Genomic DNA, 25773 nt, shown 5'->3' with positions numbered 1-25773 from the left:
CCGGTGGTCGAGTGCCAGGGGGCTGGGCCCCTGCCTGATTCGTCATGTCGGTCTCCCGCCTGATCTGCGCTGTGACCAGCCGCGGCTCTATAGACCGTACAATCAGTCAATTGACCGGTCAATACCCACCGGCCAGGGATGTCCACCCAGCAGCCTGGGCGCGGAGGTGAACACCGGCGGCGTTCTCCGAGAGGAGGTCAGTGCCGGCTGGACGGGATCGGCAGTCGGTGCTGCGAGGCCGGGGAGTGCGTCTGCGCGCGGCTGCCCGACCTTGCGAACTCCGCCAAGTCGCCCGCCCGGCTGCACGGAGACCTCTGGAACGGCACCTCTTGTGGGGCGCCGAGCCACGCCCGGCTGATCGACCCGTCCGCGCACGGCGGCCACCGCGGGACCGCTCCGGCGATGCTCGCGCGTGGCTTCTCGAGGCACGCCCCGAAAACGGCTCGGGCGGCGCACGCGCTGTGAGCGCGGGCACCGCCCGGAGCGACGCGAGGGCGAGGAAAGCGAAGGGACTCATCGCATTTAAGCCGCTTTCACGGCGGAGGAGAAGGAAGCCCCTTTCATGGCCTCGCCGCAGGCAATGCTATCGGTCGACTCGGGATCAAGTCACGCTGGTTTCCGAGGTGATGAGCCCCCGGTGCGCACGAAAACTGGGAGGCGCCGCGCGGGGCGCCTCCCAGTCGAATTCGACGGCGAGGAAAGCGAAGGAACTTGTTTCAGGAAAGGAATTGAGAAGGAAGCCCCTTCATGGCCTAGCCGTGGGCAACGCTAGCACTCAGCCCGGGATCAAGTCGCGCAGATTTTGAAGGGTGATGACTCGGGAGTCCGGGTGCAGCCCCTCGGGACGTTCGAGACCGATGTACATCACGGGCTCGTCCGGGACCGGCTCGCCGTCCCACACATCCACGGCCGTGGTGTCGCCGCACATCAGGTCGATCAGGTACCGCACCGTCAGATGCTCGCGCTCCACCACGGCGCGCGCCACCTTGGAGACCGACAGCTGGTTCTCCTCGACCCGGTTGGCCGACGAGATGCCCTTCAGATACAGGTGCAGCCACTTCGCACGCCACCGCCCGTCGTCCTCGCGCCGGAACACCAGCGGCAGTGCAACTCGACCCACCCCGCGAAGTTCCGACTTCATCCGCACCGTGCGCGGTTCGAACGGCCGGCCCTTCTGCTCGCCGTCGCGCAGCATGAAGCCGAAGAACGACTCCTCGACCTCCTCGAAGCTCTCGCCCGCGTAGATGTTGACCTGCGGAACGATGAATGTGCTGCGTACCCGGTCCAGGGAGAGGTTGATGAATTCCGTGGCCCCGTCGGGCGCCTCGGTGATGTCGCCGGAGTGCTCGCCCCCGACAGCCTCGAGGGCTGTGTAGGAGAGCCAGGAGTCGGTGCTGTAGTCGGCGTGGAGAAGCAGCGCCGAGAGGTCGTAGTCGGTCCGGTTCTCCGTCTCCTTCCAGTACACGAAGAAGCGCAGCTGTTCGCCGTCGACCGCCGAGACCGAGCCGCGTGGCAGTACGCCGAGCCCGTCCGCGGTCGCCCTGCCGCTGAGCGGGAGCGCCACGTCGAGGACGTCGGGGTCGAGCAGCAGTCGGCCCGGCGCCGGGAGCCTGCGGCGCATCTCGGCGTCGAGGGCGGCGATGAGACGATCGCGGTCGGCGGTGGGGACGGGCGGCCGGACGTCGCGATCGACCCAGCCGCGGCCCCGGCGGTTGATGAAGATCCGGGGTTGGTCGGTCTCCCGCTCCCGGTTCTGGAAGTGCTCGCGGACCGAAAGCACGACCCGGCCGGAGACCTCGGGAGCGACCCGCACCGCGGCGGCCACCACAGCGTCCCGCTCCTCCTGGTCGGCGGCGATACGCAGCAGGAGGTCCAGGGCGCGGAAAAGCTTGCCGGGAGCGGACGTCAGCAGCTGCACCGCACCGAGGACGTCGAACTCGTCGAGCAGCTTCTCGGCACGGCTGTCGAAGGACCGCGCCTCCTTCTCGCCCCGCGCGACGGCGAACACATCGGCGGCGTGCGGCCAGCGCGGGTACTCGTGCGGGTGGAGACGCTCACCGAGCCGCTTGAAAGGCTCGCGATGCGCGTGCACATCGGCCAGCTTGGCGGGGTTCGCAGCGACCACGGCGTCGAGGCCCGCGAGCAGCGCACGGCGGGCCGGCCGCGAGAGAGCGCGAAACCGGGTCGGCTCTTGCAGCGTCACGTCGCCGCCCGACAGCGCGCAGGCCAGCCGCAGCACATCAACGACGGTGTCCAGCAGGAGGTCTGCGCCCACAGCGAGACGGGCCTCGTTGACGACCGCCCGGTTCTCCCGGACGGGGATCGACTCAGGCTGGAGGCCGAGCGCGCATCGCTCGGCGAGGGTCTTGAGGTCGCGCAGGTGGTCCTCGCCCAGCGGCGTCGTGCTGCCCGCCAAGGCCAGGTACAAGTCCGTGAGTTCGTCGTCCAGGTCCTTCCCGAGGTGCAGGACGGTCACCCGGTCGCCCGCCGAGGCGATCAGCTCGTCCTGCGCCGCGAGCATCTCCTCGTAAGTGTGCTGGTAGCGGCCGTACGTGGGGAGGCTGAGCAGGTCCAGCACCCCGTGTGCCAGCTGCGTCAGCACGTTCTCACGCGACTTTTCGTCGCCGAGCGCCTTCGTCACACACCGCATCCAGAACTCTTCGGTGTCCGGCACGTTCGCCGGAAAGTCGATGAAGTACGAGTTGTGCCGGACGTGGTCGCCCACCATCTCGCTCACGGTGCGCAGCGTCCGCCTCGCGGTGTGCACGACCGCGGCCTCGGACAACCCCGACAGCCGTTCCAGCAGCTCCGCCGAGAGCTTGAAGCCCACGGATGTCAGCGCCGCGTCGAACTGCCGTGCGGCGGTGGCTCCTTCACCGGCGGAGCCCTTGGGAGAGGGAAGGCGGTGGGTGTGCCGGATGACCAGCGATTCGAGACTGTGCGCCATTCAGGGATGATCGCAGAGGTGTGCGAGCCGGCGCACAGGAGTTTTCTTGCCCAGACGGTGAGGACGGCAGGTGTCGCGACCCAGGGAATCCTGGTCGCTGACAGCGAAGTTCGCGGCGCTTCAGCGCACTCGCAACGTGACCTGGAGGACGGTCCGGCGAGTAGGGCCAGGGCGTCGACCTCGGTCCGGAGTCTGGCGTCTACTCCTCCGGTTCCCAGGCCTGAAGGAGGTCGAAGAGGCGTCGGTCGCCGTCGAGTTCGAGGAAGTCCACCGGGATACGGTCGTAGAGGGTGAGGACCAGGTCACCGGCGGTGCCGCGGGCGGAGGCGGCGGTTGCGTCCGGGTCCTGGCCGGCAGGGGTGGCGGGCATGGTGCCGGGCGTGGGGAGACGGGTGGACCTTGCGCCGTCGGCGGAGAGTGTGAGGCGCCAGGAGCGGCCCTCGATGGCGTGGCAGTCGACGGTGGCGGGCTGGTGCGGCCAGGCACTCGTCGTTTTCGACAAGCAGGAGAAGGTCCACATGACCTCCTGCAGCGTCGGTATCAGCTGCGACAAGTCCAGCCCCGACTACTACGACCTGACGCTGCCCTGGGACGTCCACCTGACCTACTCCGGCACATACGTGCACTACTTGACCGGTGACCCGAATCCTGGCGGCTACGCCGACTTCAACCTGGAATGGGACCAGTGGCTCGGGGGCAGCGCCTCCGGGGAGGAGACGGCCGCGACGCTGTAATGCGCTGTGGCGTCAGGGCGTGTCGGCGGCCGCGGCTCCGGCACGGGGCCGCAGGGCAGACGCCCGACGATCCTTCGCATCGTCGGGCAGGGCGTTGTCGCCGAGAGCGGGCAGCAGGAGCAGTAAGCGGGCGTCGGCATGTGGGTGACCGCGGACGGTCACATCCGCCAGGAGCTGCGCGCGGACGGCCGGTACGACGAGGCCCGCGGTGACCGGCGCAGTGCGTACACGGGCCGCTACACGGTGATCGGCAGCCACATCGATTACCTCGACGACACCGGATTCACGGCGACGGGTGACATCCGCGACGACGTGCTCTACCACGAGCACCTCGTGCTCCACCGAGAGGAAAAGCAGGCATGACACACGCGGTCACTCCGGCTCGATGACGAACACCTGACCGTTGGCGGCGTGCCCGGTACACCGCTGGGTCACGGCCACCGCGCCCGCCTTGTCGGCGTCCTCGGAACCCTCGCGGATGGCGACGCACAGTTGTTCCGCGTCATCGGCCGGCCTGAGCCGCCAGTGGTCCTGGCCGCTATCGGGGGCGCGCTCGATGCGGAACCGTTGGGCGGCGCTGCCACCCTGGCAGGCCTTCCAGGGCCAGGGTTCGAGCATTCCCCTGAACGGCCCCTCGTCGAGGACGGTGAGGCAGCCGGGGCCGTGCTTCGGGTGGTCCCACTTGATGACGTACATGCCGTCGGACTCCCGTTGCAGATACGTGCGCGGTGGCACAGCCTCCGCGCACGGCCGCTGCACCGCGACCGTCTTGGTCTCGCCGTCGACCCGGGCCTCGCCGTCGGTCAGGCACAACGTCGGCGCCCGAAGCGGCCGTATCCGCGACCACCCGGGAGCCGGCCCGGTGGCCACAGGGGTGGCCGCAGGATTCATGGAGGCCTGTGAGCCACCGCCTTTGGGGTTCCCCGCCCGTTCGTCGCGCGGCAGCAGAACCACTGCGGCGACGACGAGTAGGACGGCCGTCCCGAGCGAGGCCGGCGCGACGAGCGAGGCGGTACGCGTACGACGGCCATCGGCAGTGCCGCCCTCCGGGGCTCGGCCTGCCCCTGGGACACTGTCAGCCTTCAGGAACGGATCAGCCTCTGACGCGTGGTCAGCACCGGATGCCGCCGCCGGCCGCTTCGTACCCGCGAGGCGCTCGCGTTCCGCGAGCCGTTCCCGGACGGCGAGCCACTCGGCCACGTCCTCCTCGGCGCCGCAGGCCCGTACCAGAGCCGCGACAACCTCGGCCCGCGGCAGCGCGTCCCGGCGCAGGACGTCCGCCAGGGTGCTGCGCGCGAGCACGTCGCCGCGTAGGGTGGCCCGTTCCTCCAACTGCCGGTAGGTCAGGTCGCTGTGCTCCTTGAGCCGCCGCAGCAGCCCGACGTACTCGGCCGGAGTCCGCGCCTCGCCGGGCTCCAAGCCACCCAGTATCGCCATTCCGTCATTGTCGTCACGCTCTTCACACCCGGCAATCCCCGTCCCGGCCACGTCGGACGCCCCACCTGTGCCGTTCCGGACAACTCTCTGACCAGCCCGGACAGCCCGGCCCTTGTCCCGGACGGCGCAAACCGTTGCCGGACAAGATCCCACGGCCCAGGCTCGGTTGGCGTCGCCGCAGGCCGGACCCACGGGGGTGGACCGGCCTCGGGAGACCCAACCCAACGACTTGGCATGGAGAGCAGATGACGAAGTCCTCAAGGTTCAAAGCACGACTCGCGACCGTGGCCCTGGCCGTCGGCATGGGCGTCGCTGTCAGCACGGTGCCCGCCCAGGCGGTCCCGATGTGGGAGGTGTCCGGCTACAGCACGGACCCGAACTACTGCCAGTACGCCCATGGGCTGTACGGCTACGAACAGACTGGTTCGCAGGCCGGTTACCCGACCTATAACGCCGGCTACCAGCTGTCGGCATACGACGAGTGCGACGGCGACGGGCAGGGGTCGCGGCTGCAGATCTCGTACAAGAAGTACTCGTCGGCGAGTGGCTGGTACACGCAGGGCTGGACCACCATCGCCAAGTCGGGCCAGACGGCGACCAACGATCTCGGTCTCGTCCGCGACGTCCGCTTCCGGATCTGCGCCTACACGACGGCCAGGGGCATCTTCGCCTGCGGGTCTGTGTCGTAGACCGGGTGACCGGGGGAGGGCGTCCGTGCGGCGGCGCCCTCCTTCGGTCTGTCTGTGCTGTGGCCTGAGGATTTGCCCGCTGCCCCTCGGCCGATGACCGCGTCACCAGCAGCAGGCTCGCCGACGGATCGTCGTGGTGGTGTCGGGTGGTGGTCGCCAGGGGCGGAGGCGAACGGCGATGCGGCCGGTGCAGGGCAGGCTGCGTCCGATGGCGCTGCGCAGCATCTCGGTGTCCGGCCCTGCGAACCAGGCTTGCGAGACCCGGTTCGACCTGTCTGTGTGTCCGCATGCGGAGCACGTGCGCGAGGTGTGGCGGCGCCGTGCTGGGACCGCAGCACCGAACGGCGAAGCGCCCGGCGGAGCCTGATGGCCGGTGAGGTTCGGCGAAGAGCTGCGGATTTTCCACCTCCGCCATGATCGGACCGTTGACCGTGAGCCGTGCTTTGGCGCCCCGGTCTGATGCGGGAGCTGCGTCCGGCCTGCGTTCTACGGCGCGAGGGAGAAGTAGTTCTCCTCCTCCTGCGTGAAGTGCAGGCGCAGGACGGTGTTCAGGCCGTAGAGGCAGGAGCGCAGGTCGTCGAGTTGCTCGGGGGCCAGGCCCCCGTCGGAGTGGGCGAGTTGGAGGTGGGTGGCGATGCGGCGGGAGAGGCGTTCGATCTCGGTGTGGGCGCGGCTCATGGTGGCGGTGGCTTCGGGGCCGCCGAGGGTGGGGGCGAGTGCGGGGTAGAGCTGGTGTTCTTCGGCGTATTCGTGGGGCAGGAGCCGTTCGGTGAGCAGGTGGTGGGTCTCCTCGACGGCGGCCAGTGCCTTGGGGCCGGGGGTGTCGGAGAGGCGGTCGGCGGCGTCGCGTACGGAGTCGAGGACGTCCTGGAGGTCGTCGTGTTCGGCGGCGAAGCGGTGGATGAGGGCTTCGGCGGCGGGGGTGAGCGCCGGGCGTGCGGCCTGGTCGACGCGCAGGGCGCGCAGGGCGTTGAGGATGACGGCGACGTCGATGCCCTCCTGGAGCAGTGCGCCGGCAGCAGGCGGGAGCAGGCCGACGGCGGCCGCGGCCATAGCGGCCAGGGACATCAGCATGCCGCCAAGGGCGCTTTGGACGGCGATGCGGCGGGCGCGTTGGGCGATGGTGACGGCGTCGGCGAGGCGGTCGACGCGGTCGGTGGTCAGGACGATGTCGGCGGCCTCGGAGGAGGCGGTGGAGCCGCGGGCGCCCATGGCGACGCCGATGTCGGCGGCGGCGAGGGCGGGGGCGTCGTTGACGCCGTCGCCGACCATCACGGTGACGGCGTGTTCGCGTTCGGTCCGTACAGCGGTGACCTTGTCGGCCGGGGTGAGTTCGGCGCGTACGCCGTCGAGGCCGAGCACGGCAGCGACTTCGCGGGCGGGTGCGGCGCGGTCGCCGGTCAGCATCAGCAGCCGCTCGATGCCGGCCGCCCGCAGGTGGCGCAGGGTGCGCGGGGCGTCGTGGCGCAGGGGGTCGCGCAGCAGGACGGCGCCGGCGGGCTGCCCGTCGAGGGTGAGCCAGGCGACGGCCGCGCCGTCGAGGAGGGCGCGGTTCTCAACCGCCATGGCCCAGGTGGGGCGTGCGGCTGAGGGGTCGAGGCGGCCGATGGAGACGTGGTGGCCGACCACGGTGCCGGTGGCGCCCCGGCCGGGTTCCTCGGTGACGTCCGTCGGGACCGACAGCTCCAGCTTGCGTTCCCGGGCGGTGTCGACGATGGCCTGGGCCAGGACGTGCGGCGAGTACTGGTCGACCGAGGCCGCCAGACGCAGCACCTCCGCAGGTTTCAGGCCGGGGGCGGCGGTGACGTCGAGGACGCGGGGGCGGCCGCGGGTGAGGGTGCCGGTCTTGTCGAGCAGGAGGGTGCGGGCGTGGCCGAGGTTCTCCAGCGCGCCGCCGTCGCGGATGACCACGCCGAGGCGGGAGGCGCGCGAGAGGCCGGAGACGATGGCGACCGGGGCGGCCAGCAGCAGGGGGCAAGGGGTGGCGACGACCAGGACGGCGACCGCGCGGACCGCGGATCCGCTGATCAGCCAGGCCAGCCCGGCCACCACGAGGGACACAGGGAGGAACCAGGCCGCGTAGCGGTCGGCCAGCCGCACGACCGGTGCGGACTCGGCCCCGGCCTGCTGGGCCAGCCGGACGATCCCTGCGTAGGTGCTGTCCTGCTCGGTGGCGGTGGCGCGCAGTTCGAAGGCGCCGCCCGCGTTGACCACACCGCTGCGCACCCCTTCGTCCCGGACCCGTTCGACCTGGAGGGGTTCACCGGTGAGCACCGACTCGTCGAGGACGGCGGCGGCGCTCTCCACGCGGCCGTCGACGGGCACGACCTCCCCGGGTCGGACGACGAGCAGGTCACCGACGGCGACTTCTCCCAGGGGCACCGTGGCCACTCCGGTGTCGGTGCGTCGATGTGCCGAGCGCGGGGCGTGTTCGAGCAGGGCGCGCAGGTCGTGGGAGGCGCGCCGCTGGGCGGCGGCTTCCAAGGTGCGGCCGGTTGCGAGCATGAGCGCGATCAGGGCGCCGGCCAGGTACTCGCCCACGGCCAGGGTGCCGCCGAGCGCGAGTACGGCGATCAGGTCGACACCGGCATGTCCCCGGCGCAGTGCGGTCAGTACCCATCCGATGGCGGGGACGACGGCAGCCACGGTGCCCAGAGCCCAGAACAGGTCGGCGAGGCCGCGGGCATCAGCGAGCCAGGCGATGCCGCCGGCCGTCAGGGCTGCCGCGGTGACGGTCAGGAGGACCGGTTCGAGCCGTGGGGACATGACTGCGGTGGTCAGGCGGCGTATTCGTGCTGCGGTGTGATCCATGGCGCACCTCGGTCCGTGCGGCGCGGCGACCGTTGGGGCGGCTGTTCCTCTCCATCCCATCGTGGCAGCCGGCCTCGGCGGCAGGGGCCGTCCGGCTCTGTTTCGGGCCCGGACAGCCGGTGGTGGCGCGGGCTCGTCACGTCCGGCCGGCGTCGAGGTGGAGGGCCAGGAGGGGGCAGGCTGCGGCGGCCCGGCGGGCGTGGGTGCGCAGGTGGTCGGGGACGGTCCGGTCCTTGATGACGGGGTAGCCCCATTCGTCGAGGTCGATCAGTTCGGGGAGCAGTTCCGCGCACAGGCCCTGCCCGGTGCAGGTGATGCGGTCGACGCGCAGGGTCGAGGTGGGGGTCATCGCCAGGTCTCCGGGGGTATGGCGGGCGGTACGGGGATGAGGGGCGACCGGTGGCCGGCGGCGGGGCAGACGCCGTGGGTGAGGTGGCGGTCGACGTCGTCGGCGAAGACGCTCAGGGCCGAGGCGGCGAGACGGGCGGCGCCGTCGGGGTGGCGGCAGGCTCCCCGGTTCGGCAGCAGACCCGTCCTGCGGTGCAGCCGGGGCAGCAGGTCGGGGTCGGCCCGTCCGGCGGCCAGCGCGGCGAAGTCGTCGGCGACGGCGGGCAGCCCGAAGTGGCAGGGGCCGCACTGGCGGGAGCCGTGGGCGGCGAGGTAGGCGAGGACGCGCGCTGTCTCGCTCAGCCCGCAGGCCGAGTGGGCAAGGGCGACGAGCACGCCCGCCCCGGGGGCGGCGCCCAGCGGGGCCAGGTCGCGCCGGGTGAGGGGGGTGTCCAGATGTTCCGATGGGAGCCAGGTGCCGGCGAAGCCGCCGATCAGGACCGCCCGCAGGGGCTGCGTGGGACCGCCGGCGCAATCGAAGATGGTGGCGAGGTGGGTGCCGAGCGCGACCTCCTGGACGCCCGGCGTGGCCACGGCGCCGGAGACGGTGACGAGTGTGGTGCCGGGCTCGTCCGGGGTTCCCGTGCGGCGGAACCAGTCGGGGCCGTGGCGGGCGATGAGGGCGAGGTGGGCGAGGGTCTCGGCGTTGTTCACGAGGGTGGGGCGGCGGGCGACGCCGCGTTCGTGGGCGCGTGGCGGGCTGCCCTGCGGGCGGGCCGGTCCCCCGTTGAGCCAGCGCACCAGCGAGGTCGACTCGCTGGAGACGTAGGTGTGCGGCAGGGCGTGCAGGCGCAGCCGCACCGGGTCGAGGCGGGCGCGCCGTCGTTCGTCCAGGGCCTCGCTCAGCTGCCGGTACTGGGCGGTGCGGGTGCGCGGCAGGCACACGTTGACGGTGTCGGCGCCGACCGCGATCGCGGCCAGGACGGCACCGTCGAGGACGAGGTGGGGGGCGACGGCGAGCAGGAACTGGTCCTTGCGGCTGGCCGGTTCGCTCTCCATGGCATTGACGACGACCACGGCCCGGCCATCACGTTCCGCCACCCCCCGCAGCTTCCGCGCGGTGGGGAACCCGGCGCCGCCGCGCCCGGTGAGCTCGGCCGACTCGACGGCCTCCACCAGCGGTATCGACGTCCGGCCGCCGAGAGCTGTGGCGACCGGAGGCTGCCCGTGGCGCCGCAGGTGATCGGTGAGGTCGGCCGGTCGCCCGGTGACGTGCCATCCGGCCAGCAGTCGGGCCGCGGTGGAGTCGCCCGGCTCGGCCGTGTGTTCGTGGGGCGCGGAGGGCACCGCGGTCGAGGAGTTCATCGTCCGCCTCCGGGCAGGATCGTCGTCGTGGCGGCACGCTGGGCCCAGCCGGGCTGCAGCGGGCCGGTGGCCAGGAAGGCGGTCAGCGCCACGGGTACGGCGATGGCCGCCAAGGTGGCCACCAGGCGTCCGACGACCCGTCCTGGACCGGCCTTCGCCAGTCGCCACCACACGGCACCGACAACGGACATCAGGCAGGCGGCATACAGCCACAGTTGGAGGGGGAGCCGGGTGTCGGTGCCTGTTCCGGCGCTGTGGAAGAGGGCGAGCGGCCAGGCGGCGTAGGCCAGCCAGTGCACGGCCTTCCAGCGGCGCACCCCGATCCGGCGCCGTAGCGCGCTGGTGATCAGTACCGCGAGCAGAAGGTCGAGCGCGACCGTGCCCAGTCCGAGCCAGAGCGGCCGGTAGGACGTTCCGAACGGCACGACGGACACCGCCCAGCTCAGGTGCACGAACGGATCGAGCACCGCGGTCACCACGTGGACGGCGAGGAACCCCAGGGTGAGCAGGGACAGGTTGCGGTGCAGCAGCCCGACCTCGAACCGGCCGATCCGCCGTGGCGCGGTGCGTCCGCCGGAGGCGATGCCGAGGACCACGGTGGCGGTGAGCAGGATCAGGGCGAGGGTGCCGCCCGCGCGGCCGGCGTACCACAGGGGGCTGCCGGTCAGGGCGAGTGTCGTCATCGCGGGCCTCCGGGGGCCGTGCTCCGGGAGCCTGCGGGGGCGGGCGCGTGGCCGTCGGGCGGCCAGCCGCCCACGCGTACGACGGTGCCGTCGAGGCCGGTCAGCCGGACTGGCAGGGCGGTGACTTGCAGCCAGTCCAGAGCCCGCTCGCCGAGCACGATCGCCGCCGTGCTGACGGCATTGGCGTCCACGCAGGTGGCGGCCGCGACGGTGACCGTACGCCACACGGGTGCGGCGGGTTCTCCGGTGGCCGGGTCGACGATGTGGTGCACAACCCGTCCGCCGCGCCGCCAAGTGCGCACCCGGATGCCCGAGGTCGCCAGCGCTCCGCCGGTCACCGCCACGGCGGGACCGCCTTCCGGGGCGGGCCGGGCGTGGTCGTCGGCGAGGGCGATCCGCCAGCCCCCCTCGGGTGCCGGGCCGGCGGTCGCCAGGTCGCCGCCGAGGCCGACCAGGACGCCGCAGCCGGTCACCGCGGCGACCTGCCGGGCGGCACGGTCAGCGGCCAGGGCCTTGGCGGTGGCGCCCAGGTCGAGGCGGGCGCCCGGGGGCAGGCACAGTCGGCGGGTACGCCGGGTGAACGCGATCCGCTGCCAGCCGGGCGCCGGTCGGGCCACCGGCACGGGGCGGGCGTCCTCGGGCGAGAGGGAGGCAAAAGTGCGGTCGTAGCCGAGCGCGATCACCGCGCTGCCCACGGTCGGGTCCACGGCTCCGCCGGTGAGACGGGCGGCACGCAGGGCGGCCTGCAGGGCCTCGGCGAAGTATTCGCTGACCGTCGTCGTGACACCCGCGCACACATTCACACGCGTGAGCTCGGAGTCGGGCCGGAATCGGCTGCAGGCGCGGTCGACGGCGGCCAGCTCGGCGCGCAGCACCGCTTCCGCGGCGGGCAGGGCGGCCGAGTCGGTGACCAGCATGGCGGCCGTCGTGCCGAGGGCCGGGAAAACGACCTGAGGGGGAGAGAGGGCCGGGGTGTGCGTGGTCATGACGCCCCCGTCGTGGTCTGCGGCTGCTGCTGGGTCGCGGCGGGGGGCTGGGCCGGGGGCTGCGGAGCCGGTTGCGTCACGGGAGCCGCGCCCTCCTCGTCGTCATCCTCGTCGTCCTCGTGACCGTTCGGCTCCTCGCGCCCCTCGTCGTCCTTCCCCACGTTGGCGGCAGTCGACGCCGCGGGCTTATGGACCGGCGCGTTCGCCGGCGCGGGGGCGGCCGAACCGCCCGGCAGCAGATGCGTGTAGACGCCGCCCAGAGCCGCCGCGCCGGCCGCGGCCGTGACCGCGATCCACAGCGTGGTGCGGCGGCTGCGGCGCAGACCGCGGTCGCGTGCGTGCGAGGAAAACCCGGGGGCGGGTGTCGGCGGGAAGTCGTCGGGCGAAGGGGCCATGGCAGCGCTCCTGGAGTATGGGCGGCCCGGATCGGCTGCGAACACATCCAGGCTGTACTCAGGGCACCCAGGAACTCGCTCACGTCTCCTTCAGAACCGGTAAAGATCTCGACGCCCCGCCCCGCTCGTGCCCACCCTCCCGCCACAGGGGCAGATCCAGTACGACGGTCAGCCCGCCACCGGGCGTGTCCTCCAGCCGTGCCGTACCGCCGTTGACGGTGACCAGCCGGTGCACGATGGCCAGCCCCAGGCCCGCGCCCCGGGCCTGGGGGTTACCGAACCGGCGGAAGGCGACCGCCTTCGCCTCGCCCGTCATCCCGGGTCCGTCGTCCCGCACGCATACTCGGACCGAGCCGCCCGCCGCACGGTGGTCGAGCGTCACGCTCCCGCCGGTGGGCACGGCGTCCACGGCGTTGGCGATCAGGTTGTCGAGGATCTGCTCCAGGTGACCCGCGCCCAGCGCGACGGTCGGTCCCGGCTCCTCGGACACGGCTGTCAGCCGGACGTCGCGTTCCTCGGCGACGGGCGACCAGGCGGCCACCCGCTCGGCCACCACCTCGTCGACCCGCACTGCGGTCGGACGCGGTGTCGTCTGCTCGGCACGCGCGACCGCCAGCAGCCCGTCGACCAACCGGGACAACCGTGCGATCTCCTCCTGTGCGGCGCCCAGTTCCGCGGCGGTGTCACCCTCGGCACCGGCGGCCAGGACGTCGAGCCGCAGCCGCAGCGCCGTCAGCGGGGTGCGCAGCTGATGGGACACATCCGCGATCACCGCCCGGTGGCCGTGCACCAGGGCCTCCGTGCGGGCCGCCATGGTGTTGAAGGTGGCGGCCAGCCGGCGCATCTCCGGCGGACCGGCCCCGACGTCGGCCCGCTCGTCGAGGACACCCTCACCCAGTCGCCGGGCGCTGGCGTCCAACGTCGACAACGGAAGGCTGACCCAGCGGGCCAGGCGCACGGACAGCAGCGCGGACGCGGCCAGCCCCGCAGCGCCGATCGCGGCGGACCAGCCCCAGATGGCCGCGATACGGGCGTCCAACGGGCCGGCGGAGCGGGCCAGGACGACGGCTCCGGCGGGCCGGCGCACCTCACCGGCCGGTTCCGCGGCCAACAGCCGTCCCTCGTCCTCCGGTGGCTCCGGCTCGTCCCCGTCCAGCACGTCCTTCACCAGTTCCTCCGCCTCTTCACCCTGGGCCGCCGTACACGGCGTACTGGCCACCACGCGTCCGGAGGTGTCATACACCGCGGCGCAGTCCCCCGCCCGCGCCGCGCTGTCCAGCTCCTGGCGCATGACGGTCGGCGGCTTGTTGTCGGAGAGGTGTTCCTCGGCCGCAGCGGCGATGACACGTGTGGCCGCCCGCTGGCTGTCGCGGTAGGCAACCCGCTCACGCGCCGTCAGCGACACCGCCAGCGGTACGACCGCCAGCACCAGCAGCACGGACGTCAGGACCAGCAGCGTCCAGGTGATCCGACGCGTCACGAGCGCTCCCAGGACTCCGCGACCGCCCCGAGCCGGAAGCCCTGCCCGTAGACCGTCTCGATCAGCCCCGGTACGCCGAGCTTGCGGCGCAGCGCCGCCACATGCACATCCAGCACCTTCGTCGGCCCGTACCAGTGGGCGTCCCACGCCCGTTCCAGGATCTGCTGCCGGGTCACCACCCGACCCGGGTCCGCGGCCAGGCACTCCAGGATTCCGAATTCCTTGGGCGTCAGCGCCACCGCGCGTCCGTCGACCGAGACCTGGCGGGTGCGCAGGTCGAGCGTCAGTGGCCCGTGTCGCAGGATCTCCGGCTCCGTCGGACGCCTGCGCCGCAGCACGGCCCGGATCCGCGCCAGCAACTCGGCCAGCCCGAAAGGCTTGACCAGGTAGTCGTCGGCGCCCTCGTCCAGGGCCACCACCCGGTCCGCCTCCTCACCCCGAGCGGTCACCGCGATGATCGCGGCGTCCGTCCGGGCACGCAGCCGCCGGCACACCTCGACGCCGTCGATGTCCGGCAGCCCCAGATCCAGCAGGACGACGTCGGGTGTGGGCGCCGACAGGGCCGCCCGCCCGGTCCGGACACCTTCGACTCCGTATCCGGCCTGCCGAAGGCCACGCACCAAGGACTCCGCGATGCCGCGGTCGTCCTCCACGACCAGCACCCGCGTCGTCTCCTCAGCATCGCCCCTGGTCTGGGCGTTCATACGGGCCGCCCGCCTCCCGGGTGAAGGGACCTACTGCGCTGACTTCCCCCAGACTGCGTCGGCGCCCCGTGCTGACGGTAGGGGCCAACCGTCCCCCGTCGACGCGAACGGCAGCCAGCCGACGAGGACACCGTCCGCAGGGCCCACGCGGTGCACCCGATCTCGGCGCTGCAGAACCAGTACTCGATCTTCGCCCTCGACCCCGAGCCGCTGTTCCCGGTGCTGGAGCAACTCGGCATCGGGTTCGTCGCCTACGCGCCGATCGCACGCGGCTTCCTCAGCGGCGGCGTCAAGTCCATCGACCACTATGACGCCGGCGACTTCCGCCGACAGCCGGCCTGGTGGAAGCCGGAGAACTTCGACGCCAACGTCGCCATCCTCGCCGAGCTGACCAAGTTCGCCGAGAGCAAGGGTGCCACGCTGTCACAGCTGGCCCTGGCGTGGCTGCTCGCGGGACTACATCCTCCCCATCCCCGGCTCGCGCAACCTCGACCGCGTCGCCGAGAACGTCGCCGCGGCCGACCTCACGCTGACCGCCGAGGGCCTCGCCCGCATCGCCGAGATCGCCCCCGAAGGCGGCATCGGCGGAAGCCGGGACTGATACCCGCACCCGCACACCTCGCTTGCCCGCGCCATCCGGCACGGGCAAGCGACACGTGTACGACGATGCCCAGGGCCGCCAAGGCGCGGGCACGGCCCGGGTGAGCAAGCCGGTGGGCCGGCTGCACGTCTGCCTTCCATCGCCCGGTGCGGTCTTCACGGTGCAGTGGCGCGGGCTCGGTGCTCGCGGATCTCGTCGTGATGGTCGGCGGCCCAGCCGATCAGGGAGCTCACGATCTCGTGGAGGCCGCGGCCCAGCGGGGTGAGGGAGTACTCGACGCGCGGCGGAACCTCCGCGTACGCGGTGCGGGTGATCAGACCGTCCTCCTGGAGCTGGCGCAGCGTGAGGGTGAGCATCCGCTGGGAGATTCCGGGGACCTGGCGCTGCAGGTCGGTGTAGCGCAGCGGGCCGGCCTCGACGACTGCGATGACGAGCAGGCTCCACTTGTCGCCGACGCGGTCGAGGATCTGCCGGATGAAGGCCATGTGCTCGGCGGGGATGGCGGCGCAGGGCCCCACTGCTGCCGCGCCGTGCGAACTGCTCGTGACCTCCATTACGCACATTCCTCTCCGGCACACACACCGATGTGCCTTTTGTATCGACTTCCATACTGACCCATCATGGCGCTACGCACAAAACGTAGGAATCAAAGCGCAGGCATGGGAGGCGCGTCATGAAGATCGAGATCTGGGCCGAGGTCACCTGCCCGTGGTGCGGACTGGGCAGCCACCGTCTGGACCGGGCCGTGGAGCGGTTCGAGCACGGCGACGAGGTGGAGGTCATCCACCACTCGTTCCCGCTGAGCAGCTCGTTCCCCGTGGACCAGACCTTCAGCGTCCGTGACGCGCTGCTGCGCCGGCACGGCATGGGCGGCTCCCAGGCGCAGGTGTCCACCCGCCGGATCGAGGCGCTGGCCGAGGCCGAAGGGCTCAGCCCCTACAAGGTGCTGGACAACCTGGTCGGCAACACCGACCTGGCGCACGAGTTCCTCGCCCACGCCTCCGCCGAGGGCAAGAATCGCGAAGCCTGGGACGCGATCTTGCGTGCCTACTTCGGTCAGGCCCGTCCGGTCTTCAGCCTGGACGACCTGCTCGGCCTGGGTCAGGAGATCGCTCTGGACCTGGAGGAGACCCGCCAGGCGCTCACCGAGCACCGCTACCAGCGGCAGGTCCGCGACGACGCCGCCCGCGCCCAGCACCTTGGTGCCACCGGCGCGCCCTTCATCGTCGTCGACGGCAAGTACGGCATTCCCGGAGCGCAGGACAGCGATGCCCTTCTCGACGTGCTGCGCACGGCCTGGGACGAGTCCCACCCGATCACCCTGGGCACCGACGGCGACTCTCCGGTCTGCGGCCCCGACGGCTGCGCTGTACCGGCCCACAGCTGACCTCCACCGTTCGCTCCCCGACACACCCTTGATCATTTTGAAAGGCTGACTTCTCCATGTCGTACCTGCTGCACATCGACGCGTCCTCGCTCGGCGAGGTCTCCGTCTCCCGTCAGGTCGCCCAGTCCTTCCGTGGCGAGTGGAAGGGCGCGGTCGTCCACCGTGACCTGGCCGTCTCGCCCGCGCCGCACCTCGGCGCGGCGGGCATCACCGCCCGCACCACCGACCCTGCCGAGCGCACCCCCGAGCAGGCGAAGGCCATGGCGGTCCAGGACGAGCTGATCGAGGAATTCCTCGGCGCCGACGCCTACTTGTTCACCGTGCCGATGTACAACCTCACGATGCCGTCCGTGTTCAAGGCGTGGCTGGACCAGATCATGGTCAACGGCCGCACCCTCAGCTTCGACGGGCCTCCTCCCACCGCGGGCCGCCCGGCCGTGTTGATCTCCGCGCGCGGCGGCGGCTACGGCCCCGGCGCCCCCAAGCACGGCATGGACCACCTGGTGCCGGCGCTGGAAACCGTCCTGGGTGACCCGACCCTGCTCGGCCTCGAGGTGACGACGGTCACGCCCGAGCTGACCATGGCTCCGCACGTGCCGGCGCTGGCCCCTCTCCTCCCCCTCCACGAGGCGTCGCTGACCGACGCCCACGCCCAGGCACGCGGCCTGGCCACGACCATCGGCGGCCGGCAGGCCGCCTGAGCGGCTTCGACCGTCTCCCGACCGGCCCGGCTTCCCGAAAGGCAATCGATCACCATGTCCCACCTGCTCATCCTCGGCGGCACCGGCCGCACCGGCATCCACCTCCTCAACCAGGCCGCAGAGCGCGGCCACCACGTCCGGGCCCTCGTACGCAACCCCGACGCCGTCCAGGCCCCGGCCGGCGTCGAACTGATCCAGGGCACGCCCGCCAGCATCGACGACATCCGCAAGGCCGCCACCGGAACACAGGCGGTCATCAGCGCGCTCAACAACTCCCGCGCCTCCGACAACCCCTGGGCCAAACCCGTCAGCCCGCCCTTGTTCATGACCGACGCCACCCGTAACACCCTCACCGTGATGAAGGAGGAGGGCATCAACCGGATCGTGGTGACCTCCACGATGGGCGCCGGAGACGACTGGGCCCGAATCAACGCGGTGTTCAAGGCCCTGATCAAGGCCTCCAACATCAAGGCCGGTTACGACGACCACCACGGCGTCGACAAGGTCCTCCGCACCTCCGACGTCGACTGGACCCTCGCCCGAGCCGTCGCCCTCACCGACAAGCCCACGAGCGGCTCCCTGCGCGCCGCCGAGGCCGGCACCGAGAAGCCGGGGAAGCGGATCAACCGCGCCGATCTCGCCCGCTTCCTCCTCGACACGCTTGAGAAGGACACCTGGATCCGCAAGGCCCCCCTCGTCTGGAACGCACGAGCATGACACGCCGCACGCTCTGCGTGACTGTGACCACTACTGACACCCCCCCGCACTGATATCGAGTTCAACACGCGGCTGCGCGTCGTGTTCGACGATCTCCAGAGGGCCTTCGGGGACGTGGCGCTCAGGCACGGCATCACGCATGAGGAACCGGGCCGGGCCATCACCTGGGTGACGAAGCTGGTCGAGTCGAGGGACTTCTTACGCTTCACCGCGTCGAGTGTCCGTCCAGCGGAGCGCCTGCGGGATCGTGACATTGATCGCCAGAGCACTTACTTCCAGGTCGCTGCTCATGGACGGATGATCTCACGCGAGTCGCCGCAGGCGGCCGCCACCGGCTTATGCAGTGCTGTAGCGGTCGCGCGGTCGGCTTCCCGGGTGGCGGCGCTGCCACCTGTGGAAGACAGCCGGGTTGGTGGCGTCGGTGCTCGAATCGGCTGGGCTCGGTGTGGGACCAATTTGAGCGGCCGCGGAGCCGATCAAACTAGGCTCTCAGCATGTCCGGTCCGACGTTGGTGATCGAGTTGGCGGAGCCGCTCTCTGCGTCTGCGCTGCGGGAGTTCCGCGCGTTGATGGTGGGGCTCTCCTCCCACTTCGCTGAGGAGCGGCCCGGGTTCTTCGACGTCAATGTGCCAGCAGAGCGACTGGGTGTCGAGGACAGGCGAGCGGAGGACTGGCGAAAGCCGTTCCCGCTTCCACTGCTCGGCAACCACTCCGCGGACGAGGAGCTCAAGGCCCTGGTGGGATTCAATCCTCAGCGCGAGGACTGGCGTCGGCCGTTCCTGGTCTACCTGATGGGGCCGGGTGTCGGTGATGAGAGCGTTTTCGAGGCTGAGCACGCGGACGAACCCGAGGTGGAGGCCATCCTGGGCTTCAGGCCGACCCATGCCGTCAATGTCAGCGCCTGCAGCAATCGCGAGATCGATCACGTGGCCACGGCCCTGCTGACCGCCGCTGTCATGGACGTCATCGGGGGCGTGGCCAAGGCCGAGCTTCTGGACGGACAGGCGTCGGTCGTCGCTGGCCTTCCGGGAGTTATGGGGATCGCGGACGACGACTGGATGGCGCTGGGAACGGAGGAGTTCCTGCGGGCCTGGGTTGGGCACCCCTCCTTCCGGCTGGTCAAGTAGCCCAGACAGATCCCGCTGACCTTGTGTTTCTTCGCCCAGCGACGGATGTCGGTGCCCTTGTGGGGGCCGGCCCCGCCGACGGTGCCTTCCGGCTCGTCAGGGCTTGCGGCCGATGAAGGCGAGCAAGCGAGTCTGGACGTCGGCTGTCTCCGGCACCTCGACCCGCGGGCCGTACTGCCCGCTCGCACGGAGCACGTCGTCGAGCGGCAGCATCCCGTCGAGCAACTGGGCGCATTTGGCGGGATCGAGGTGTTCGTCCTGGCCGGTCGCCCGTGCCAGGTCCCAGGTGTGCAGGAAGACATCGGTGGTGTAGAACCGGTCGACCGCCTGGTCCAGTGGGATCTCTCCGATGTGCGGGTTCGACAGCAGCTTGTGTGCGGTGGCCGGGTCGTCGAGAAGGGCCTGCACTCCATCGTGGTGCATCGCCCAGGCGGCTACCGGGTCGTCGTCCACCGAGGGCCCTTTCGGCAGTTCGACTCCGGCGCCGGCTTTCAGGAAGGCGGGGAACCACTCGACGAGGTGGCGGACGACGTCCCGGGCGGCCCACCCCTCGCACGGCGCCGGGTTGTCCCATGCTGCTGGATCCGTGCCGCGCACGCGGTCGGTGAATACGCGTGCCACGGTGCGGTGCTCGTCGGCTGCTGTTCTCGCCATGATCAAGACTCCGTCTCGGTGCGTCGGCCCGTGCTGTCGCCCTGCCCGCCGCCGAGCAGCTCGTCAAGCCGTTCGTAGCCTTCTCGAACGCCGTGTTCCATGCCGCTCTTGAGCATCGCGTCGCGGGCTTCCATGGAGTCCATGAGCGACTTGCCGGTGACGCGGGTGCGACCACCGAGGTCCTCGAAGACGGCCGTCTCCAGGCTGACGGCGTCCGGAAAGGCCTCGTAGGTGAAGGTCTGCACGATGCGCTCGTTGGGGCGCACCTCGTGGAACACGCCGTGGAAGCCGTACTCGGTTCCGTCGTCGTCGCGATGCACATAGCGATAGGAGCCACCGCTGCGCGCGTCGTATTGGTCGATCTGCATCGTGAGCCGACGCGGGCCGAGCCACTGGACGACCAGATCGGGGTCGGTGTACGCCCGGAACACACGCTCCGGTGGAGCGTCGAACTCCCGGGTGATCAGGATGGTGGGCAGATCCGGATCGGCCATGATCCGCGTCTCGTTGCGGTGGGGCGTGTCGTGCGTGCTCATGATGCCGCCTCTTTCGTCGGTGTGTCCGTCGCCGGCTGCTCGTCCATCTGTTCCAGGAGGGCATCGAGGCGGCGGAAACGGTCTTCCGCCTCGCGTCGATAGCGCTCGATCCACTTCGTCATCAGGTCGAATACCTCTGCCTCGAGGTGGCAGGGCCGCCGCTGGGCGTCTCTGCTGCGACTGACCAGGCCCGCGTCCTCCAGGACCTTGATGTGTTTGGACACGGCCTGCACCGTGACGTCGTACGGCTCGGCCAGTTCGTTGACCGTGGCGTCCCCGCCGGCGAGCCGGGCCACGATGTCGCGCCGAGTGGGGTCGGCCAGTGCGGAGAACACCAGCGACAGCCGGTCGTCGTCCACCTCGCACCTCTCATATTCAACCGATTGGTTAAATACGCTACGGTCAGGTTCCCGGCTTGTCAACCAGTCGGTTGAATAGCGGCGTGCCGTCCGTGCGCGGCGAGAGGACGGTCTGTGGGCCGCGTTCTGCTGCACCGACATGCAGGAATTCGGCATGACGCTGCCGCTGTGACCGACTGGTCTCCGCGTGCGAGAGCCGGCGAGATCGGGCATTCCGCGGCACGCCGCTAAGCTGGGTCGCCATGCCCACAACAGCGCGCAGGTGTGTCCTCGGTGCCACCGCTCTCGCCGTCCTTGTTGCTGCCGGTACCGGTTGTTCGTCCAGCTCCGGCCAAACCGGCCGTGATTCCAAGGTGTTGGAGGAGCTGGGTGCCCTGGCTGACTACAGCAGCGCGAATCAGGTGACCTACCTCGACGCGGCGAAGGCGCGTGAGCTGAGCAAGGGCGACGAAAAGCGGCTCGGCTCCATCGGCCTGCCGGGCAGCAGCCTGTTCGGGTACACACTCGGGCCGTGGGGCGAGGGCCTGAAGGTGACTCAGATCGACACCGCTGTCGATACCAAGGACGCCGGCCGCTGGCAGGGCTCGTTCGATGCGGCGGCCATCACCAAGTCACTGAAGTCGAACGGCTACAAGCAGACCGGGGGTGACGGCGAACAAACCTGGACGGAGTCCGGCGGTAAGGGGATGTCGTTCCAGGTCTCGAAGGACGAGATCTCCTACACCGTCCGGGGCGGCGCCTCCATGGCGGCCGTCACCCCGAAGGAGGGTGCCTCGCTGGCTGACAAGAAGGAGTACCAGCGTGTGGCCGAGTGCCTGGGCGACGTCTACCGTGCCGACTTCCTTCCCCTCAATTCCACCAAGCCGGTACGCCTGTCCGCCCTCGGTCAGCAGGCGGCCACCGCCGCCAAGAACACCGAAGTGCTGTGCCTCGTGGCCAAGGACGAGGCAACCGCCGCCCGTGCCGCCGCGAAGCTGCGCTCGGTCGTGGCCGACAAGTCACCAATGTTCGACGGCACGAAGGTGACCGTGGAGGAGGGTGACCAGCCCGTGGTCCGGGCGGTTGTCCCGGACACCGGCAAACAGCGGCCGGGACGGCTGATGATCTCCAACATGGAGCTGTGGATGGCCATCACAGGCACTGAGCTTTGACGTTCTGGACCGCTGGAGGGCCTGCTCCTCGCTTCGTGGACGGCTCAATGCGTACAGGACGCAGGGGCCATGCCGGAAGATTCCCGCCAACCGCGGTCTGCTCGACCAAGTGGCCGCGCTGACGTGGGTCCGCGACAACATCGCGGCCTTCGGCGGTGACCCCGAGCGTGTCACCGTGTTCGGCTGGTCGGCCGACGCGGGCGGCGTGGCCGCGCTCATGGGCATGCCGAGCGCCCGCGGGCTCTTCCGGCGGGCTGTCGCGCGGAGCGTCCCGGGTACGTACTTCTCCGGCGCGCCGGCCTTCTCCGGCGCGCCGGCGCGCGACACCGCCGAAGCCCTCGCCGGGGAACTCGGACTGCGTCCGACGGCGGCCGAGCTGTGCGGCGTGGACCCGCGGAAGCATTTTCGGTGTGCTGAGATTCCGGACGGGCTGACGGAGACAGTCGAGGTGCGGCACCGGTCCGTTTCCGTGGTGCCGCACCTCGACTTCTGCAGTGCCGCACATCGGCCACGGGGAACCGGAATGGTCACGGACCTGAGCCGGGCCATGGCGAGGGCGGTCAGGCCCCGGCCGACTCGACCGGGTTGTCCACCAGACTCCTCGCAACCCACTGCTCGACGGCGGCGACATGCACGCTCGCGGCCGACGCGGCCAGCAGGGCGTCCCGTTGCTCCAGCGCCCGCAGGATCTCCTCGTGCTCGCGGTGGGCGTGCTCCACAGCCCGCTGGGCGCGGGTGCCCCGGACGATGCGAACGCGCTGCGTCCGCGTGGAGAGGACCCGCAGCAGCATGGACAGCACGGGATTTCCCACGGCCTCCACGATGCGCAGGTGGAACTCGATGTCGTGCGCGACGAATTCCTCGACGGTGGAGACGGACCGGGAGCGGGCCAGGATGGCGCGCAGTTGTGTCAGGTCCTCGGGCTGCAAGAGGGCGGCGGCCAGCCCGGTGGCCTGGGGTTCGAGCATCCTGCGCACCTGGAGCAGTTGCAGCGCGGTCTGGCCCTGGGAGACGTCCGAAGCGAACGACAGCGTCTCCAGCAGCAGATGCGGTTCGAGACTGGACACGTAGGTGCCGTCGCCCTGGCGGGTGACGAGGATCCGCATGGCGGTCAGGGCGCGCACGGCCTCGCGGAGCGAGTTGCGGGACAGTCCGAGTTGTCCGGCGAGGATGTCCTCCTTGGGCAGGCGGGAGCCCGGAGAGAGCTCGCCGTCGACGATCATCGCCTTGATCTTGTCCATGGCTTCGTCCGTCAGTGCCACGAGAGCGCGCCTTTCTGTGCCGGGTGGATGCCGGTGGGAGGCGGAGACCGGCCCGGTGCCGCCTCCCACCCGGGTCGGACCTACTCCTGCTTCTCGCCGGAGGCGAAGCGCGAGATGACGAGGGCGACGATGATGATCGCGCCGTTGAGGAACTGGTTCCAGAGCGCGGGAACGCCGGCCAGGGTCATGACGTTCACGACCAGTTGCAGGGTCAAAACGCCGGTGAGCGCGCCGAAGACGGAGCCCTTGCCGCCGTTGAGGCTGACCCCGCCGATGACGGTCGCGGCGAACACCTGGAAGATCCAGCCGCTGCCCTGGGTGGCGGAGATGGAGCCGTAGTGGCCGCTGTAGAGGATGCCGGCGAACGCGGCCAGCAGGCTCCCGAGAATCAGAACCGTCCACACGATCCGGTCGACCTTGATGCCGGCGGTACGGGCCGCCTCGGCGTTGCCGCCGATCGCGTACAGCGCCCGGCCGTGCCGCAGCCAGGCCAGCGCACTGCCGCCGAGGGCGAACAGCAGCACGCAGATCCAGATCGCCGCGGGGACGCCCAGCCACGACGCCTTGCCCAGATACGTGAAGGAGGACGGCAGCTCCACGATGGACTGGCCCTCCGAGATGGCGACCTGCAGTCCGCGGAGCATGGTCAGCATGCCGAGGGTGACGATGAAGCCGTTGAGGCGCAGCTTCAGGATCAGGAACCCGTTGACGGCACCGATCACCACGCCCACCAGGAGACAGAGCGGGACGGCCGTCCACTCGGGCAGCAGCCCGAGGCCGGTGAACCGCGCACCGCTGGTGGGCAGCACCAGCCAGACGGCGATCACGGGTGCCACGCCGATCGTGGACTCCAGGGACAGGTCCATCCGCCCGGCGATCAGGATCAGCGCGGTGGCCAGCACGAGCAGGCTGAGCTCGGTGGACTGCTGGGCCACGCCGATGAGGTTGTCTGCGGTCAGGAAGGCGGGCGAGACGATGAACCCGATCACTCCCAGCACCACAATGGCGGGGACCAGCGACAGCTCACGGAAGCGGCCGAGGCCGCGGCCGCGCCCGGTGTCCTCGTCGGCTGTCTTTCCCACGTTCGCCGCGGTGTCGGTGACATCTGTGGTCGCGGACATGACTACCTTCCATGCGCTTCGGTGTCGGATTCTGCGGACGTGGCTCCCACGCCCTCCATGGCGGCCACCAGGTGTTCGTCCTTCCAGCCGCGGGCGAACTCGGCGACCGTCCGGCCGTGGAACATGACCACGACGCGGTCGCAGGCCTTGAGGTCGTCCAGTTCGTCCGAGACGATCAGCGCGGCCTTGCCCGCGTCGGCGACCTGCCGGATCCGGCGCAGGAGGAACTCCTTGGACTTCACGTCCACACCGTTGGTGGGACGGATGGCCACCAGTACATGAGGGTCGGTGGCCAGGGCCCGGGCGACGACGACCTTCTGCTGGTTGCCGCCCGAGAGGGCGGACACGGGGGTGGCCGCGCCCGGGGTCTTGATGTCGAGATCCCGGATCATGCGCCGGGCGAACAACCGTGTACGCGCCGGGAGGACGGTGCCGAAGGGGCCGAGCTGGTCGGTGACGGTCAGCGTGGCGTTCTCCGCCACACTGCGGTCGTTGACCAGGCCCTGGATGTGCCGGTCCTCGGGTACCAGGCCGACGCCCGCGTGGAGCGCGGAGGGCACACTGCCGGTGCGGATGCGCCGGCCGCCGACCGTGATGGTGCCCTGCCGGGCCTGGTGCAGGCCGGCGACGGCCTCGCCGACCCGGACGTTGCCGCTCGCCGTGGCGCCGGCCAGTCCGACGACCTCGCCCGCGCGCACGGACAGCGAGAGGTCACGGCAGGCGTCGTCGAGCGTCAGGCCGTCGACCGCGAGGAGTTCCGGGGAGTCGTCCCGTGCCGGCGCGAGATGCGTGCCGGCCGGGACAGCGGTGGAGGCGGACTCGCCCGTCATGGCCTCCACGAGGGCCTGGTGGCGCAGGTTGGCGACCGGCGCGGTGAGGATGTGGGCGGCGTCGCGGTAGACGGTGACGGTGGTGCAGAGGTCGTACACCTCTTGCAGGTGGTGGGAGATGAAGAGGAAGGCGACACCCTGCCGTTGGAGGTCGCGGAGCTTGTCGAACAGCCTGCCGATGCCGCGGGCGTCGAGCTTCGCGGTCGGCTCGTCCAGGATGATGAAGCGCGCGCCGAACGAGAGCGCGCGGGCGATCTCGATGAACTGCCGCTGCTCCACCGAGAGGTCCCTGGCCCGTGCGGCGGGGTCGACGTCCACGCCGTACTCGGCGAGGAGCTCCCCGGCCCGCCTCTTGAGCTCCCGCCAGCGGATCGGCCGCAGCGCGCCGTCGCTCTGCCGGTTCAGGAAGAGGTTCTCGGCGACGGTCAGGTCCGGGATGATGGTGGAGCGCTGGTAGACGCAGGCGACCTTGGAGCGCCAGGCGTCGATGTCGCCGAAGGCGGGCGCGGGCGCGCCCGAGAAGCGCAGGCTGCCGGTGTCGGGTTGCTGCAGCCCGGTCAGGATGGACACGAGGGTCGACTTGCCGGCGCCGTTGCGGCCGACCAGCGCGTGCGACTCGCCCGCGGAGATGGTGATGCGCGCGTCACGTAGCGCGACGGTGGCGCCGAACCGCTTGCTGACTCCGGTGGCCTCGGCCACCGGGGCCGGGCTCCCGCCGTCGTGCGCCGGGGCGGTCGCGGTGTCCGCCATGGTGGATACCGTCCTTCGG

At 70.9% G+C, this 25773-nt stretch carries 26 protein-coding genes and 4 pseudogenes; 12 read left to right on the top strand and 18 right to left on the bottom strand.

Annotated features, from left to right (window positions below):
- Positions 1-243: 243 nt before the first annotated feature.
- Positions 244-408 (top strand): annotated as a pseudogene (locus ABZO29_RS04235) (fructosamine kinase); the annotation flags it as partial.
- 367 nt (positions 409-775) lie between these two features.
- Here the strand turns inward: ABZO29_RS04235 and ABZO29_RS04230 are convergent.
- Together ABZO29_RS04230 and ABZO29_RS04225 are read right to left on the bottom strand one after the other, a co-directional pair.
- Entirely contained in the window at positions 776-2947 is a 2172-nt protein-coding gene (locus ABZO29_RS04230; protein WP_367318757.1) for a hypothetical protein, read from the bottom strand.
- 199 nt (positions 2948-3146) lie between these two features.
- A complete protein-coding gene (locus ABZO29_RS04225; RefSeq protein WP_367318756.1) occupies positions 3147-3317 on the bottom strand; it encodes a hypothetical protein in 171 nt (56 codons plus the stop codon).
- Positions 3318-3444: 127 nt separating this feature from the next.
- Here ABZO29_RS04225 and ABZO29_RS04220 point away from each other — a divergent pair.
- Together ABZO29_RS04220 and ABZO29_RS04215 are read left to right on the top strand one after the other, a co-directional pair.
- Positions 3445-3681: pseudogene (locus ABZO29_RS04220) on the top strand (hypothetical protein); the annotation flags it as partial.
- Positions 3682-3819: 138 nt separating this feature from the next.
- The gene (locus tag ABZO29_RS04215) at positions 3820-4044 is read left to right on the top strand and encodes an Atu4866 domain-containing protein (RefSeq protein ID WP_367318755.1); all 225 of its coding nucleotides are present in this window, start codon (positions 3820-3822) and stop codon (positions 4042-4044) included.
- Positions 4045-4053: 9 nt separating this feature from the next.
- On the opposite strand, the gene ABZO29_RS04210 is transcribed toward ABZO29_RS04215, so the two are convergent.
- Positions 4054-5118, bottom strand: a complete 1065-nt coding sequence (locus ABZO29_RS04210; protein WP_367318754.1) for an RICIN domain-containing protein — start codon at positions 5116-5118, stop codon at positions 4054-4056.
- Positions 5119-5363: 245 nt separating this feature from the next.
- Between ABZO29_RS04210 and ABZO29_RS04205 the strand changes: the two genes are divergently transcribed.
- Positions 5364-5807 (top strand): hypothetical protein, encoded by a 444-nt coding sequence (locus ABZO29_RS04205; RefSeq protein ID WP_367318753.1) that lies wholly within the window; start codon positions 5364-5366, stop codon positions 5805-5807.
- A 486-nt stretch (positions 5808-6293) separates the two neighbouring features.
- Here the strand turns inward: ABZO29_RS04205 and ABZO29_RS04200 are convergent, their stop codons facing one another.
- From ABZO29_RS04200 to ABZO29_RS04165, 8 genes are all read right to left on the bottom strand, one after another.
- On the bottom strand, positions 6294-8618 hold the full coding sequence (locus ABZO29_RS04200; RefSeq protein WP_367318752.1) for a heavy metal translocating P-type ATPase: 2325 nt from the start codon (positions 8616-8618) through the stop codon (positions 6294-6296).
- 136 nt (positions 8619-8754) lie between these two features.
- Positions 8755-8967, bottom strand: a complete 213-nt coding sequence (locus tag ABZO29_RS04195) for a ferredoxin (protein ID WP_367318751.1) — start codon at positions 8965-8967, stop codon at positions 8755-8757.
- Positions 8964-10310 carry an NADH-ubiquinone oxidoreductase-F iron-sulfur binding region domain-containing protein gene (locus tag ABZO29_RS04190; protein ID WP_367318750.1) on the bottom strand — a complete coding sequence of 449 codons (1347 nt, stop codon included), beginning with the start codon at positions 10308-10310 and terminating at the stop codon, positions 8964-8966. Before ABZO29_RS04190 ends, ABZO29_RS04195 begins: the two co-directional genes overlap by 4 nt.
- Positions 10307-10993: a ferric reductase-like transmembrane domain-containing protein gene (locus ABZO29_RS04185; RefSeq protein ID WP_367318749.1), complete on the bottom strand. Its 687-nt coding sequence runs from the start codon at positions 10991-10993 to the stop codon at positions 10307-10309. Before ABZO29_RS04185 ends, ABZO29_RS04190 begins: the two co-directional genes overlap by 4 nt.
- Positions 10990-11979 carry an FAD:protein FMN transferase gene (locus tag ABZO29_RS04180; protein ID WP_367318748.1) on the bottom strand — a complete coding sequence of 330 codons (990 nt, stop codon included), beginning with the start codon at positions 11977-11979 and terminating at the stop codon, positions 10990-10992. The genes ABZO29_RS04185 and ABZO29_RS04180 overlap by 4 nt, the downstream gene beginning before the upstream one ends.
- Entirely contained in the window at positions 11976-12374 is a 399-nt protein-coding gene (locus ABZO29_RS04175) for a hypothetical protein (protein ID WP_367318747.1), read from the bottom strand. Before ABZO29_RS04175 ends, ABZO29_RS04180 begins: the two co-directional genes overlap by 4 nt.
- A 79-nt stretch (positions 12375-12453) precedes the next feature.
- On the bottom strand, positions 12454-13854 hold the full coding sequence (locus ABZO29_RS04170) for an ATP-binding protein (protein WP_367318746.1): 1401 nt from the start codon (positions 13852-13854) through the stop codon (positions 12454-12456).
- The gene (locus ABZO29_RS04165) at positions 13851-14558 is read right to left on the bottom strand and encodes a response regulator transcription factor (RefSeq protein ID WP_367318745.1); all 708 of its coding nucleotides are present in this window, start codon (positions 14556-14558) and stop codon (positions 13851-13853) included. Before ABZO29_RS04165 ends, ABZO29_RS04170 begins: the two co-directional genes overlap by 4 nt.
- Before the next feature lie 150 nt (positions 14559-14708).
- Here ABZO29_RS04165 and ABZO29_RS04160 point away from each other — a divergent pair.
- Both ABZO29_RS04160 and ABZO29_RS04155 read left to right on the top strand, forming a co-directional pair.
- A pseudogene (locus ABZO29_RS04160) lies at positions 14709-14951 on the top strand (aldo/keto reductase); the annotation flags it as partial.
- Between the two features lie 19 nt (positions 14952-14970).
- Positions 14971-15159, top strand: coding sequence for a hypothetical protein (locus ABZO29_RS04155; protein ID WP_367326423.1), 189 nt, complete (start codon positions 14971-14973; stop codon positions 15157-15159).
- Between the two features lie 155 nt (positions 15160-15314).
- Here ABZO29_RS04155 and ABZO29_RS04150 read toward each other — a convergent pair whose 3' ends face one another.
- Positions 15315-15713 (bottom strand): winged helix-turn-helix transcriptional regulator, encoded by a 399-nt coding sequence (locus tag ABZO29_RS04150; protein WP_367318744.1) that lies wholly within the window; start codon positions 15711-15713, stop codon positions 15315-15317.
- Positions 15714-15832: 119 nt separating this feature from the next.
- Here ABZO29_RS04150 and ABZO29_RS04145 point away from each other — a divergent pair, with 119 nt between their 5' ends.
- The 4 genes from ABZO29_RS04145 (at position 15833) to ABZO29_RS04130 (ending at position 19091) form a co-directional block, all read left to right on the top strand.
- Entirely contained in the window at positions 15833-16546 is a 714-nt protein-coding gene (locus ABZO29_RS04145; protein WP_367318743.1) for a DsbA family protein, read from the top strand.
- A 56-nt stretch (positions 16547-16602) separates the two neighbouring features.
- Positions 16603-17247, top strand: a complete 645-nt coding sequence (locus ABZO29_RS04140) for an FMN-dependent NADH-azoreductase (RefSeq protein ID WP_367318742.1) — start codon at positions 16603-16605, stop codon at positions 17245-17247.
- A 54-nt stretch (positions 17248-17301) separates the two neighbouring features.
- Positions 17302-17964, top strand: coding sequence for an NAD(P)-dependent oxidoreductase (locus ABZO29_RS04135; RefSeq protein WP_367318741.1), 663 nt, complete (start codon positions 17302-17304; stop codon positions 17962-17964).
- A 494-nt stretch (positions 17965-18458) separates the two neighbouring features.
- Positions 18459-19091, top strand: coding sequence for a DUF6368 family protein (locus tag ABZO29_RS04130; RefSeq protein ID WP_367318740.1), 633 nt, complete (start codon positions 18459-18461; stop codon positions 19089-19091).
- A 96-nt stretch (positions 19092-19187) separates the two neighbouring features.
- Here ABZO29_RS04130 and ABZO29_RS04125 read toward each other — a convergent pair whose 3' ends face one another.
- The 3 genes from ABZO29_RS04125 to ABZO29_RS04115 are packed head-to-tail and all read right to left on the bottom strand — an operon-like array spanning position 19188 to position 20640.
- The gene (locus ABZO29_RS04125) at positions 19188-19745 is read right to left on the bottom strand and encodes a TIGR03086 family metal-binding protein (protein ID WP_367318739.1); all 558 of its coding nucleotides are present in this window, start codon (positions 19743-19745) and stop codon (positions 19188-19190) included.
- Positions 19746-19747: 2 nt separating this feature from the next.
- The gene (locus ABZO29_RS04120) at positions 19748-20281 is read right to left on the bottom strand and encodes an SRPBCC family protein (RefSeq protein ID WP_367318738.1); all 534 of its coding nucleotides are present in this window, start codon (positions 20279-20281) and stop codon (positions 19748-19750) included.
- Entirely contained in the window at positions 20278-20640 is a 363-nt protein-coding gene (locus tag ABZO29_RS04115; protein ID WP_367318737.1) for an ArsR/SmtB family transcription factor, read from the bottom strand. The genes ABZO29_RS04120 and ABZO29_RS04115 overlap by 4 nt, the downstream gene beginning before the upstream one ends.
- A 353-nt stretch (positions 20641-20993) precedes the next feature.
- Between ABZO29_RS04115 and ABZO29_RS04110 the strand changes: the two genes are divergently transcribed.
- Both ABZO29_RS04110 and ABZO29_RS04105 read left to right on the top strand, forming a co-directional pair.
- The gene (locus tag ABZO29_RS04110) at positions 20994-21791 is read left to right on the top strand and encodes a hypothetical protein (protein ID WP_367318736.1); all 798 of its coding nucleotides are present in this window, start codon (positions 20994-20996) and stop codon (positions 21789-21791) included.
- 82 nt (positions 21792-21873) lie between these two features.
- Positions 21874-22191 (top strand): annotated as a pseudogene (locus ABZO29_RS04105) (carboxylesterase family protein); the annotation flags it as partial.
- A gap of 160 nt (positions 22192-22351) precedes the next feature.
- Here the strand turns inward: ABZO29_RS04105 and ABZO29_RS04100 are convergent.
- From ABZO29_RS04100 to ABZO29_RS04090, 3 genes are all read right to left on the bottom strand, one after another.
- Positions 22352-23053 carry a FadR/GntR family transcriptional regulator gene (locus tag ABZO29_RS04100; protein WP_367318735.1) on the bottom strand — a complete coding sequence of 234 codons (702 nt, stop codon included), beginning with the start codon at positions 23051-23053 and terminating at the stop codon, positions 22352-22354.
- 80 nt (positions 23054-23133) lie between these two features.
- Positions 23134-24174 (bottom strand): ABC transporter permease, encoded by a 1041-nt coding sequence (locus tag ABZO29_RS04095; protein ID WP_367318734.1) that lies wholly within the window; start codon positions 24172-24174, stop codon positions 23134-23136.
- A gap of 2 nt (positions 24175-24176) precedes the next feature.
- On the bottom strand, positions 24177-25754 hold the full coding sequence (locus ABZO29_RS04090; RefSeq protein WP_367318733.1) for a sugar ABC transporter ATP-binding protein: 1578 nt from the start codon (positions 25752-25754) through the stop codon (positions 24177-24179).
- Between the last annotated feature and the right edge of the window lie 19 nt (positions 25755-25773).

Source organism: Streptomyces sp. HUAS ZL42 (assembly GCF_040782645.1).
In the GTDB taxonomy this organism is placed as follows: domain Bacteria; phylum Actinomycetota; class Actinomycetes; order Streptomycetales; family Streptomycetaceae; genus Streptomyces.
Note: the sequence above shows the minus strand (reverse complement) of the source record. Positions and strands in the feature narration are given on the sequence as shown.